At 42.8% G+C, this 13,285-nt stretch carries 10 protein-coding genes and 1 pseudogene; 9 read left to right on the top strand and 2 right to left on the bottom strand.

All coding sequences use genetic code 11. From position 1 onward, the window contains the following. Positions 1 to 263: 263 nt before the first annotated feature. Both LAJ61_RS02530 and ttcA read left to right on the top strand, forming a co-directional pair. Positions 264 to 1,490, top strand: a complete 1,227-nt coding sequence (locus tag LAJ61_RS02530) for an AI-2E family transporter (protein WP_224054358.1) — start codon at positions 264 to 266, stop codon at positions 1,488 to 1,490. 479 nt (positions 1,491 to 1,969) lie between these two features. After that, the gene (gene ttcA / locus LAJ61_RS02525) at positions 1,970 to 2,989 is read left to right on the top strand and encodes a tRNA 2-thiocytidine(32) synthetase TtcA (protein ID WP_409034988.1); all 1,020 of its coding nucleotides are present in this window, start codon (positions 1,970 to 1,972) and stop codon (positions 2,987 to 2,989) included. A gap of 220 nt (positions 2,990 to 3,209) precedes the next feature. On the opposite strand, the gene LAJ61_RS02520 is transcribed toward ttcA, so the two are convergent. Continuing rightward, the gene (locus LAJ61_RS02520) at positions 3,210 to 3,857 is read right to left on the bottom strand and encodes a DUF2799 domain-containing protein (protein WP_224054357.1); all 648 of its coding nucleotides are present in this window, start codon (positions 3,855 to 3,857) and stop codon (positions 3,210 to 3,212) included. A 240-nt stretch (positions 3,858 to 4,097) separates the two neighbouring features. On the opposite strand from LAJ61_RS02520, the gene LAJ61_RS02515 reads away from it, so the two are divergent. From LAJ61_RS02515 to LAJ61_RS02500, 4 genes and pseudogenes are all read left to right on the top strand, one after another. After that, positions 4,098 to 4,853 carry a ParA family protein gene (locus tag LAJ61_RS02515; RefSeq protein WP_204155684.1) on the top strand — a complete coding sequence of 252 codons (756 nt, stop codon included), beginning with the start codon at positions 4,098 to 4,100 and terminating at the stop codon, positions 4,851 to 4,853. 8 nt (positions 4,854 to 4,861) lie between these two features. Next, positions 4,862 to 5,362 (top strand): hypothetical protein, encoded by a 501-nt coding sequence (locus tag LAJ61_RS02510; RefSeq protein ID WP_224054356.1) that lies wholly within the window; start codon positions 4,862 to 4,864, stop codon positions 5,360 to 5,362. Positions 5,363 to 5,409: 47 nt separating this feature from the next. Next, positions 5,410 to 8,178, top strand: coding sequence for a type I DNA topoisomerase (gene topA / locus LAJ61_RS02505; protein WP_224054355.1), 2,769 nt, complete (start codon positions 5,410 to 5,412; stop codon positions 8,176 to 8,178). Beyond that, positions 8,175 to 8,972: pseudogene (locus LAJ61_RS02500) on the top strand (NYN domain-containing protein); the annotation flags it as partial. The gene topA and the pseudogene LAJ61_RS02500, both read left to right, overlap by 4 nt. A gap of 322 nt (positions 8,973 to 9,294) precedes the next feature. Here LAJ61_RS02500 and hslO read toward each other — a convergent pair. Next, a complete protein-coding gene (gene hslO / locus LAJ61_RS02495) occupies positions 9,295 to 10,230 on the bottom strand; it encodes an Hsp33 family molecular chaperone HslO (RefSeq protein ID WP_224054353.1) in 936 nt (311 codons plus the stop codon). Positions 10,231 to 10,598: 368 nt separating this feature from the next. On the opposite strand from hslO, the gene LAJ61_RS02490 reads away from it, so the two are divergent. From LAJ61_RS02490 to LAJ61_RS02480, 3 genes are all read left to right on the top strand, one after another. Continuing rightward, a complete protein-coding gene (locus LAJ61_RS02490; RefSeq protein WP_128680003.1) occupies positions 10,599 to 11,678 on the top strand; it encodes a glutamate/aspartate ABC transporter substrate-binding protein in 1,080 nt (359 codons plus the stop codon). A 136-nt stretch (positions 11,679 to 11,814) separates the two neighbouring features. Next, positions 11,815 to 12,561, top strand: a complete 747-nt coding sequence (locus tag LAJ61_RS02485) for an amino acid ABC transporter permease (protein ID WP_040404072.1) — start codon at positions 11,815 to 11,817, stop codon at positions 12,559 to 12,561. Then, complete coding sequence (locus LAJ61_RS02480; protein WP_050324714.1) at positions 12,558 to 13,229, top strand: ABC transporter permease subunit; 672 nt, start codon at positions 12,558 to 12,560, stop codon at positions 13,227 to 13,229. Before LAJ61_RS02485 ends, LAJ61_RS02480 begins: the two co-directional genes overlap by 4 nt. Positions 13,230 to 13,285: the final 56 nt, after the last annotated feature.

The following is a 13,285-nucleotide window of genomic DNA, read 5'->3' as shown; positions in this document are numbered from 1 at the left end:
AATTCCCATCAAAAAGAAAAATAATCCATCGCTTTGCTACATGGCTAGCATTAGGCTGTTTATCGTTGATGACGCCTTCTAGCCCCACAAATGTGATAGGGCTTTATAACATAGCTTTGAATATTTGTATGAGTTGTGCAGTTTGCGCTATCTATTTTTGTCAAATTACCTAAAATTAGTCGAAAATACAACGATGGCAGTGACCGTCTTTTATTTGACATTACCCTTATATTTTTGGCGTATTTGGCTTTTTTGAGGAATCTATGTACAACCCATCCCCTTATCAATTTACGAAAGATGTGTTTTTCAAACGGGTATTTATATCGCTATTTTTGGTTGCAATAGGCTATATCATTTATCAATTACAATCGGTAATTTTGCCATTTTTGGCAGCATTTATTTTATCGTATGCGATTAATCCGCTGGTGCAAAAATTACAGGACAAGGCGCACATTCGCCGCTGGGTGGCGATTTTGCTGGTATATTTGTCCACTGGGCTGATGATTGGATTGATACTCTGGTGGCTCATTCCACTGGTGTGGGAGCAGTTACAATCGGCATGGAAGTATGTACCGACGGCAATTGACTATTATAACAATACGCTGCGAGGCTGGGTGCGTTCTCACACGCCTATACGCTTACCTGCCCTGCAAGTACGTGATATGTCCAAAGGCTTGGTCGATTTTCTCAAAGAACACTACAACATCATCGATGTGCGTTCATTTTTTACCAATTTAATGTTATCAGGCATGAATATAATCAACGTGGCGGGCATTGTGGTACTGGTGCCGATTTTGATGTTTTATTTTTTATATAATTGGGATGAGCGCTTGGTAAAAATGCGTCATATGATTCCCAACCGTTATATTCCATCGGTCTATCGTATCGCCAAGGAAATTGATGAAGCGTTGATGTCATTTATCAAAGGTCAGCTACTGGTAATGGTGCTGCTCGGTATGGTATATGCGGTGCAACTGCAACTCATTGGACTTAAAGTCGGTCTTATCATCGGTATGATGGCCGGTATCGCAAGTTTTGTGCCATATCTTGGCTTTACCCTTGGCTTTATTGCGGCGATTATTGCAGGGCTATTTCAATTTGGCGTGGACTGGGTACATTTAGTGCTAATTGTCGGTGCCTTTATGGTAGGACAGGCGGTTGAAGGTTATATTTTGCAGCCGTTATTGTTGGGTGATAAAATTGGTTTATCACCATTGTGGGTGATATTTGCGGTACTTGCCGGGGCGGCACTGGCAGGCATTGCAGGTATGCTGATTGCTTTGCCGCTCGCCGCTGTACTCAAAGTGCTATTCCAACATGCGTATGACATTTACCGTGAAACTGAGTTTTATAAAGGCGATGCCCAGTATAGTTTGTTTAAAGAAGAAAATTTGATGGATATCAAGCTTGAGCAGCAACAAAAACAAATCGAGGCGCAAATGAAAAAAGAAAATACCAGTTGGATGGCGCGGATAAAAAATATTTTCTAAAACAGCAAGATGTCATTCAAATGACTACAAGCGCGTAATTTTGCCGTATAATAGCCGATTATCTGATAGGCGTTTTCTATCTGATAGGCGGTTGTAGATACGCTCAATCAAGAGATACGCTCAATCAAGCATTTATTGTGAGGGGTTGGTCTGCCTTACGTTAAATGCTTTTTTTATTTGCTATTTTTCCAATAAATAACGCGTCGTTGATAGCCGATAGCGTCATCATAGGTTTATTTATTGGTTTATCATCAGTTAGGTATCTTATGCAATCAAACAATTCTGTAAGCCCAGCAGCAACCATGTCTGCCGCTGAATTAAATCCCCAATTATCAGCCCAACTATTAGACAGTGACGTAGACTCAGATAGTGACATAGATGGGCTTGATGATAATGATTGGAATGATGATGTGTCAAACAATGATGCTTTAGACAATGACGCGTTAAACGAAGCGTTAAACAATGAAGCGCAGCAAATCTTGGGCTATGCTAAAGGTAACAGCCAAGGCGATGACATCAAATCTGCGCGTTTTCGCAAGCTACAAAAAAAATTACGTAAGCTGGTCTCTTGGGCGATTCGTGACTACAACATGATTGAAGACGGTGATGTGGTCATGGTGTGTATTTCAGGCGGTAAAGACAGTTTTACCTTGCTGGATATTTTATTGTTCTTAAAGAAAATAGCACCGATTCAGTTTGATGTGATTGCCGTCAATCTTGACCAAAAGCAACCTGACTATCCTGAAGATATTTTGCCCAACTATCTGACCGAGCACGGCATTCCGTATTATATTTTAGAAAAAGACACCTATAGCGTGGTCAAGCAAATCGTACCAGAAGGTAAAACTTACTGTTCTGCGTGTTCACGTCTGCGCCGTGGGTCGTTATATGGTTTTGCCAAACAAATCGGTGCAACCAAAGTGGCACTGGGTCATCACCGTGATGATATCATGGCGACGTTTTTCTTAAATTTATTTCACGGCGGTAGTCTTAAAGCCATGCCACCAAAACTGCTATCGGATGATGGGCAAAATATTTTGATTCGTCCGCTTGCGTATGTGGAAGAAAAAGACATTATCAAATATGCCAATTACAAGCAGTTTCCGATTATTCCTTGTAACCTGTGCGGCAGCCAAGAAAACCTACAACGGGCAATGATTAATGACATGCTACGCACATGGGATCAGCAATACCCCAATCGCTTGGATTCGATATTTGGCGCGATGCAAAATGTGGCACCGTCACAGCTCGCTGACCGTGAGTTGTTTGACTTTGAAAATTTGCAGTTAAAGCGTGATGAGCATATCCGTGTATTTGAAGGGGAAAACATCCAAGCGGGGCAGATTGATGAGCAGCTTCAGCAAAAAGGGGTACCAACCGCACCTGATGTGCAAACCTTTGACCCTACCAAATCTCAGAAAAACAAAGCCCCTCAAAAATCCAACGCCAACCAAAACGCTGAGAGCCAAAAAATACCGACAATCAATCCTTTGATTTGATAACCAAGCGGGTCAAGCACATGGCTATTTTGGCTGATTTAATAAGCTACTGGTTTAATAAGAAAGTTCGGTTAAATACACCCGAACTTCTTTTTTAGTTTTAACCTGTAAATTATTGTCATCACGCAGCGAGTTGTATCGCTAAACGAGATTGCGCAACGAGATTTCAAAACAGAATTTCACGATAAGTTCGTCGCGTTGTTTCTTATCTTAGCCGCGATTATTTTTTTGAATTTATGGTTGCATCATTGCTAGGGGTAACGGGGCTAGGCGCTACAGGTTGGCTTGCTTTAGGCTGATGGGTATCGCTGTATTTTGGGTAGCGGTTGTTAGGTACAATCCGTGGATAATACGGGCGTGACCAGCCGCCGTAGCCGCCAAAACCGCCGAGCCTCCCATAAAATGGTGAATCCCAAAATGGATCGGTGTTGTACCACAGTTGATTTAGCCTTTGCTCACGTTGGTAGTTGAGATAACCTTCGTCATGCGCTTTTAATAAATCAAGCGTCATCGATTGTGGGCATACATCATTGTAGTCATAGCCCTCACGTCCCAACTGATAAGCGCGTAGCGGCGTGCAATAACGTTTTAACCCTTCTTCACGACCTTGTCGCCACTGTTGCTGGTTGGGTGTGGTATTAGCTTTAGCGCATTGCTTGATATGCTTTTGAATATAATTTTCACTGCGACCCAGTAAACCATCTTGATAACCAATGGTTTGCCAATTGCTTTGTTGGCACTGAGTGGGTGTTAATCCGCCGCCTAAGGTAGCACAACCTGCCATCGAGGCAGTGACAGCAAACAGTCCAAGCATTTTTTTTGAGGTGGTTGCTGGGTGATAGGTCTCTATGAATGAAAGCATCGTCATGGTGGCACCTTTGAGGTTTACAGTCGCTATTAGCCAGTCAAAAACTGGCTAAACCGATTAAACCGTTAATGAATTGATATTTTTTAATTTAGCAGATTATTTATATAAAAGCATTTATCAATGGTTAAAATTTTGTTAGGCTACTTAATACAACCAAATGAATAGTGTCAAATTAACAGGGTCAAAATTTGGGTTAATGTGGCGATATTGCATTAATTTTTTATCAACAGGGTGAGGGTCATGCAAAAAATTTTAATCGCCAATCAAAAAGGGGGATGTGGTAAAACCTCGATTGCGGTAAGTCTAGCGGCGGCATTGGCAAACCAAGGCAAAACAGTGGCATTGGCAGATGCAGACCCCCAAAAATCAAGCCTGCAGTGGCTAAAAATGCGCCCAGCGGACGTGCCTGCCATTATCGGTATTGACTGGCGCGATAGCAATGATATAGGTGATATCCCAAAAACCTTGGGTAAAAACGACTGGCTGATTATTGATGCCCCAGGTGCGTTATCAGGCACTAAAGCCGAGCAGCTGATTGCCGAATGCAAGGCGATTTTAATTCCTGTTTTGCCCGCTTTTTTTGATATTGACAGTACCAAACGCTTTTTAAAAAGCCTAGAAGACATCAAACGTATCCGCAAAGGCAAAGTCGATATTTATCTGGTTGCCAATCGCGTGCGTAGTCAATTGATGCACGACAATGAACCGACCGAAAAACTGATGGCGTATTTTGCTGATATTGGGCAGCAACCACTGGCTTGGCTATCTGAGCGTAGTATTTATCAAGCCTTGGCAGAGCGCGGCTTGACGATTTTTGATAAAAGCCAAAAACCGTATCGCGACATTCAAGCCCAGTGGCAGCCGATTATGGATATGCTAGCTTCCGAGCCGCAGCCGACTGACAAAATTGACGCCAAAGCCGAAAACAAAGCTGACACCAAAACTGAAGCAAAAACGTCATCTAAAAAATCCAAAAATAGCAGCTGGTACGAGTAATATAATCAATGGGAACATGGATAGCCATCGCCATCGGGGTGTTTATTGTCGGTAGTATCATGGGGTTAAAACCCTCTGCTCGCGAGACCATGCGTGATAATCTGCGCATGGCAGCCAGACGCGTCGGCGTGCAGCCAAAACTGGTCGCATGCCCTGATTGGATTATGGGCGATACAGGCGAACGCGGTAAAGGCATGATGGCGCAATACGGCGTGGTGATTGAAGACGCAAAGATGCGCCCCTGTGATTATCAGGTGATTGAGGGCAAATGGCGACCCTTTACCGGGCATTATCCTGCTAATTTTGCGCTTGATAATCGGGAGGTTGATTTACCGGCATCCATCGCAACAACCGTTAAAGGTTTAAGCTGTAAAGCCAATTTTGTGTGTATCTATTGGCAAGAAAATAGCCAACTGGGCATGAAGTCAGAACTTGAAACCACCGAAAAAGACCTAATCATGTTAAAAAGTAAATTGCATGATTATGCCAAATTGGTGCAGAATAGCTAACTTTTCGTATTTTAACTTACCCTTTTTAATGATTTTGTGAACCCAACATGAGTAAAACACCGACAGCGAGAAAATCAACCAAAACCACGGATACGGCTGATACAAAAACAGACACCAAAGCCGGCGAAAAAGCCGCAACCAAAGCCGCTGCGCCCAAATCAACAGCCACATCAAAAACATCAAAAACAGCGCCTAAAACGTCGGGGCAAGGCAAAGCCTTGGTGATTGTGGAATCCCCTGCCAAAGCCAAAACCATCAATAAGTATCTGGGAAATGATTTTATCGTCCGCTCTAGTGTGGGGCACGTGCGTGATTTACCTGTGTCGGGTTCTGGCGCAGCAAAAACCGATGATAAGTCGGATACCAAACTCACTAAAGAGCAAAAAGCGCAGCAAGCCTTGGTACGGCGCATGGGCATTGACCCCGAGCACGACTGGGTGGCACATTATGAAATTCTACCCAGCAAAGTTAAAGTCATTAAGGAATTAAAATCCCTTGCCAAAGACGCCAAAGAAATTTATCTTGCAACCGACTTGGATAGAGAAGGGGAAGCGATTGCCTGGCATCTTAAAGAAGTCATCGGTGGCAGTGATGACAAATATAGCCGTGTGGTATTTAACGAAATTACCAAAAATGCGATTCAAAATGCCTTTAAAAGTCCCACCAAGCTAAACTATGACCGTGTCAACGCGCAGCAAGCCAGACGATTTTTAGACCGTGTCGTTGGTTTTATGGTATCGCCATTGCTATGGCAAAAAGTAGCGCGCGGACTGTCGGCAGGGCGAGTACAATCTGTCGCCACGCGTCTAGTGGTGGAGCGTGAACGTGAAATTCGCGCTTTTACCCCAGTGGAATATTGGGAAATCCACAGCAATACCCACAGTCAGCAAGCCAAACAAGAGACCATTCGCCTAGAAGCGGTAAAAAAAGCGGGCAAACCCCTGTCGCTAGAAAACGAAGCACAGACCAATGCGGTTGTTGCATTGCTTGAACAGTCAGATTTTATCGTAGCAGATCGGGAAGAAAAACCTACCCAGTCAAAACCCGCTGCACCCTTTATCACCTCGACACTGCAACAAGCTGCAAGTACTCGCCTTGGTTTTCCGGTCAAAAAAACCATGATGCTGGCTCAGCGCCTGTATGAAGCAGGTCACATTACCTATATGCGTACTGACAGTACTTTTTTGTCAGCGGATGCACTCACCAGTGTGCGCGGGTTTATTGACAAGCAATATGGCGCAAAATATGTCCCAAAATCGCCCAATGTGTATGGCAACAAGCAAAACGCCCAAGAAGCGCACGAAGCGATTCGACCATCAGATGTCTTGGTGCAATCTGCCTCGCTAAAAGACATGGAGCGCGATGCCCAGCGCTTATATGAGCTGATTTGGCGCCAGTTTGTGGCGTGTCAGATGCCACCTGCGCAGTACCAATCCATGACGTTGATTGTCAATGCTGGTGAGATTGAGCTTAGAGCCAAAGGTCGTGTGATGACCTTTGATGGGTATACCAAAGTACAGCCCCCGGCCAAAAATGAAGACAATCTATTACCTGATGTAAAAATCGGGGAAAAATTGGTGGTCGATAGTATCGAGCCTACCCAACATTTTACCAAGCCGCCGGTCCGCTATACTGAAGCAAGCTTAGTCAAAGAACTGGAAAAACGTGGGATTGGTCGTCCGTCCACGTATGCCGCTATCATCTCAACCATTCAAGAACGTGGATATGTCAAGGTAGAAAACAAACGTTTATTCGCCGAAAAAATGGGTGATATCGTCACTGACAGATTGGTCAACAGCTTTCCGAATTTGATGGACTATACTTTTACCGCAGGGCTGGAAGAAAACCTAGATGAAGTCGCTGAAGGCCAAAAAAACTGGAAAAAAGTGCTGGATGATTTTTATGGCGATTTTAAAGGCAAGTTAGAGCGTGCCAAAGACGAAGACGGCATGAAGCCCAATGACCCAACCGATGTTCCAGATATTCATTGTGACTTATGTCAGCGCCCAATGCAGATCCGTACAGGCTCTACAGGGGTGTTTTTGGGTTGTACCGGCTATAATTTACCCCCCAAAGAGCGTTGTAAAGGCACTAAAAATTTGATGCCTGTGGAAGCTTTTCATAGTCAAACCAGTAAAGAGAGCCAAAATCTCGGTGAGGACGACGCGGACAACAACGACGAGATACAAGCGTTACTTGAGAAAAAACGCTGCCCGAAATGCCATACCGCGATGGATGGGTATATCGTCGATGGTGGGTTAAAACTCCATGTGTGTGGTAACAATCCTGACTGTGATGGCTATCTATTAGAAAAAGGCGTTTTTGAAACCGCAGGCAATGATGATGTGCCTACCATACCTTGTGATAAATGCGATGGGCAAATGGTGCTCAAAACTGGGCGTTTTGGTGCCTATTTTGCTTGTCAGCAGTGTGATAATACCCGTAAAGTGCTCAAAAATGGCGATGCAGCGCCACCACGCATGACCGCAATCCCTATGCCAGAACTCAAGTCGCAAAAATTTGATGACCATTATATTTTGCGTGAAGGGGCAGCAGGGTTATTCTTGGCAGCGTCAAAATTTCCTAAAGTGCGCGAGACGCGCCCACCAAAACTGTCAGAATTACGCGCGATAAAAGATCAGTTGGAAGATAAATTCCAGTATTTATTTACCGCGCCAGATACCGATAATGAGGGCAATCCTACGATTTTGCGTTGGAGCCGTAAAAATGCAGAGCAATATATCGGCTCAGAAAAAGACGGCAAAGCGACTAAATTTGCCTTGGTTTATCGAAAAGGCAAATGGGTTGAAGAGTGACTAAAGATAGTTCAGCAAAATTAGCGGTTTTAATTGATGCCGATAATTCTTCTGCCAAAAAAATTCCGTTAATTTTGCAGGAAGTGGCAAAATATGGTGTTGCTAGCGTTAAAAGAGTATATGGTGATTGGAGTAGTGAAAATCTAAAAAATTGGCGTGACGTACTTTTGCCTTATGCGATTACACCTGTACAACAGTTTGCCTATACAAGCGGTAAAGATGCTACCGATATGATGTTAATCATCAACGCAATGGACTTACTTTATAGCAAAGCGTTAGATGGATTTTGTATCGTTTCTAGCGACAGTGATTTTACCCCACTTGCTTCTCGGATACGAGAAAGTGGGCTAGTCGTTTATGGTTTTGGTGAAAAATCAAAAACACCTGAAGCCTTTATTAATGCCTGTGATAAGTTTATTTATATTGAAAACTTGGAAGATATTAATAAAACAGATACTCCTATTCAACTAATTACTTCAACGAATAATGACAATAACCAAGTGGTAAATCCTACTCAGGTTACAGAAGTGAAAAACTTTGAAAAGCTACAACCAGATAGTGTTTCAACGCAACTTACCATTGACAGTGCAACACTACAATTAATTTATAAAGCAATTAAAGATACGGCTGATGATGATGGTTGGGCATATTTAGGGAATTTAGGCAAATATTTAGTCATGTTGAAACCTGACTTCGATGTGAGAACGTTTGGCTGTAATAAGCTCTCTGAATTACTTGAAAAATTAGGATTATTTACTTTCCAAAGAAGAGGCTCACAGATTTTTGTGAGAAAAAAAGCCAGTTTTTCAAAATTTTTGAAAGCCGTGCAAGACACGATTATAGCTAAATACGGTATCAATCAATGGGTTTATTTGAATTCCTTAGCGATAGAAATTAATAAATCCTATCCAAATTTAGATGTTTCTGAATACGACTGTAAAAGTATTTATCAAGCCTTATTGAAGATTGAAAGTAAATATTTTGAGTTTTCGGATGATAAAAGACAACTTCAGTTATTACAATCAAAAAACTCGTAAAATCTTTACTAAAAAAGCCCAAATTAGGGCTTTTTTAATAGAGTTATTGGTGGGGCTATGATTGAGCTATTATTAATTTTTAAGCAAAAATCATCTCAATATCTTTGTGATCAAAACGGTAAACATGCCCGCAGAAACCACAATCCAACGCCAATTCATCCCCATGCTCATTAGCTATTTCTAATGCAGCTGGTTTGCCTAACTGAAAAATTGCCGATTCACTTTTCTGCTGTGAGCAGGTACAAGCAAAGGTCAATGGCATAGGCTCAGCCGTCACCACGTCTTCTTCATGATACAAGCGATATAAAATCTCATCAGCTGGCAAGGTGGTTAATTCTTCAGCTTTTAACGTTTTGGTTAAGATTTTTAAGCGGGGGAACAAATCATTGTCCACCGTCTCATACTCTTCTTCTGTGGTACGTGGTAGCAACTGTAGCACGATACCGCCGGCTTGCTCACCATCACAAGCCAAGTTGATTAGGGTAGGAATCTGCACGGATTGCTGTTGGTAATGTGCCAAACAATCCGCTAAGTTATCTGACACACGCTCAACAATGCCTTGATACCCTTCTGCTTGAGTACCATACGTGGCATCAGGTTGGATATTAATAAATAACACCCCTTCACCGACTTTACCAAGTTTGGCAAAGGCATCATTCGCGGTTTGTGCGGATTGCCACGCGCCCGTCCACTCTGCAAGACCGCGTATGTGACCTTGGTGATCGCACTCTGCCATCGCCCAAGTTAAGCTGTCCTGTTCAGGGTCAGTGGCTGCGCCTGAATTTTGCAATTGAATGGATAGACGACCTTCAATTTTTAAGGTGCCAATCAGCAAGCTTGCCGCGACCAACATTTCCCCAAGTAGTTTTTGCAGGGCAACAGGGTAGTCTTTTTGCTGCAATATCGTCTGCAGGCTGTCGTTAATCCGTACCACGTCACCGCGTACAGGGCTTTTCTCAAAATAAAAACGTTGGCGCATATCAAAATCGGGAAGTGCTTGAGTGTCTGTTGTCATAAATTACCTATTTTAAGTGAGTTTTAATCAATTTATTGAGCTATAAATGGGGATAAAATAGAAAATAGCAAAAAAATGGTAAAAAAATTGTCGATGGCGAAAAAAATATTTTTTGTAAATCTATTGTCACAACACAGAAAAGTAAATTACTATAAACACACATTTTAAATCTTTTGAGTATCCTAAACTATTTTTTATCAGTCATTGTGCAAGGTTTTGCCAAATTTTAATGGGTGCGATGACGGATGATAAAAGACAGGGAAGGATAAACATAAAGAGATGGGGGGAGTCTTTTTACTCGATTTGGCATTGACAGCCACACAGCGAAAAGATTAACTAAGAACGTATCATACGACAAGGATCATAGGATGATTTTAATCTCTAAAAAGCCAATCGCCTTAGCAACCGTTGCTATTATGGCATTAGGTCTTGCAGGTTGTAACAAAGCCAGCGACAACAAAGCGGCAGGGACTGAAGGTAGCCAACCAGCGGCAGCGGCGACTGGTGAAAAAACGCTCGATAAAATTAAAAAATCAGGGGAAATCGTACTGGGTTACCGTGATTCCTCAATTCCATTTTCTTATATCGCAGGTACGCCAAACCAACCTGTGGGTTATGCCCATGACCTGCAATTAAAAATTGTTGACGCAGTCAAAAAACAATTGAATATGCCAGACCTCAAAGTGCGTTACAACCTCGTAACCTCACAAACCCGTATCCCATTGGTACAAAATGGTACGGTTGACTTAGAGTGTGGTTCAACCACCAACAATGAAGAGCGCCAAAAACAAGTGGCTTTCTCAAACGGTTTCTTTGAGATTGGTACTCGCTTATTAACCGCTAAAGATTCAGGTATCAAAGATTTTGCGGATTTAAAAGGCAAAACCTTAGTGACTACCGCAGGTACTACTTCTGAGCGTTTTATCAAAAAACTCAACGATGACAAAAAAATGGGCATTAACATCGTTTCTGCCAAAGACCACGGCGAATCTTTCTTGATGTTAGAAAGCGGTCGTGCGGCAGCCTTTATGATGGATGACGTACTGCTTGCGGGTGAAAAAGCCAAAGCCAAAGATCCAAACAAATGGGTCATTGTTGGTACCCCACAATCGTATGAAATTTACGGCTGTATGATGCGTAAAGACGATAGTGAATTCAAAAAAGTAGTCGATGATGCGTTGGTTGCGACTTATTCATCAGGTGAAATCAACGACATCTACAAAAAATGGTTCATGTCACCGATTCCACCAAAAAACATCAACATGAACTTCCAAATGTCTGACAACTTAAAAGCCTTGTTAGCAAACCCACATGATGGCGCGCAACCAAAAGACGTTGCTAATGCAGCCGCATCTGCTACAGTCAATGCAGTAGCAACGGGCGCTAGTAATGTGGCAACCGCTGTGGCATCTGCAAGCAATGCAATTGCAAGTGCAACAAAACCTTAGTTGATGGGATAACAACAAACTAGGTTAGGAAGGTTACTATCCAACATAAAACTGACGTCATCACCTATCAATTGTGGTTACGTCAGTTTTAGTTTTTGGGTAAATCAATTTGCTAGACAGGATTTTGGGGGTGGCAATGAATTATAGTTGGAATTGGGGCGTGTTGCTGCAACCAACAGGCGTAGGCAACGAAGTCTACTGGCAGTGGCTATTGACAGGCTTTAAATGGCTGTTGGTCATTGGTGGGAGTGGCTGGCTGATTGCCTTAATTATCGGTACGATTTTAGGTATTATGCGTACTTTACCAAACAAAACTGCCAGAGCGATTGGTACGGCTTATGTGAGTTTTTTTCGTAACATTCCGCTATTAATACAGTTATTCTTCTGGTTTTATGTGGCACCTACTTGGCTGACACCTGCCTTGCAAAAATGGTGGTTTCAAGAGTTAGACCCAAATACCTCGGCAGTTATTTCAGCAAGTATTGGTCTTGGGTTATTTACTGCGGCGCGTATTGTAGAGCAAGTACGTACGGGCATTGAATCATTGCCAAAAGGGCAGACCAATGCTGCCTATGCGCTTGGGTTTACCTTGCCCCAGACGTATCGTCATATCGTCTTGCCACAGGCATTTCGGGTGATTTTACCACCGATGAGCTCTGAGCTTACCAACTGTTTTAAGAATGCCTCGGTCGCTTCATTGGTCGGGGTTACTGAGCTGATTAGCCAAACCAAAACTATCAGTGAATATACCCAAAACAATATCGAGGTGTATACCTTTACCACGATTATTTATTTATTGTTTAATTTGGTGTTGATTTATTTTATGACTTGGCTTGAGAAAAAATTACGCATCAAAGGTCAAATCGATGGGGGTGGCGCATGAATATGATGGAATTACAAGCCGCAATGCCAGGGTTGATGGGTGGCTTATGGATCACCTTCAAAGTGTTGTTTTTAGCTATCATTGGCGGTTTGGCGCTGGGTACGATTCTAGCCTTAATGCGGTTATCAGGGATAAAAATTTTAGCCGTGCCTGCCAAGCTGTATGTCAACTTTTTCCGTTCAGTGCCGCTGCTGTTGGTATTGCTTTGGTTTTATTTTGCTGTGCCGATGGTGTATAACTTGGTGACGGGCACGTATTTGACGTTGGATACGGCGTTTACTTCGTGTGTGGTGGCATTTATGGTGTTTGAAGCCGCATATTTTTCTGAGATTGTACGTGCAGGTATCCAGTCAATTGGCAAAGGACAGGTCAATGCTGCTAAAGCCTTGGGTATGACTTATGGTCAGACCATGCGCTTTATTATTTTGCCACAAGCGTTTCGCAAGATGTTTCCACTACTTCTACAGCAGTCGATTATTTTGTTCCAAGATACCACCTTGGTGTTTGCGATTGGCTTGGTGGATTTCTTCCGAGCCTCATACGTGCGCGGTGACTTGATGGGGCTACTCACCCCCTATATCTTGCTGGCAGGGGCGTTTTATTTTGTGGTCAGTCTAACCGCATCGACCGCTGTCAACCACCTACGCAAACGCTTTCGCATGGCTTAATCAATATTGAATAAAGGAATAATAACATGTCAGTAGTTACTAAAATTGATGAAACC

This window comes from Faucicola osloensis (assembly GCF_020041925.1).
GTDB classification, from domain to species: Bacteria; Pseudomonadota; Gammaproteobacteria; order Pseudomonadales; family Moraxellaceae; genus Faucicola; species Faucicola osloensis_D.
Note: the sequence above shows the minus strand (reverse complement) of the source record. Positions and strands in the feature narration are given on the sequence as shown.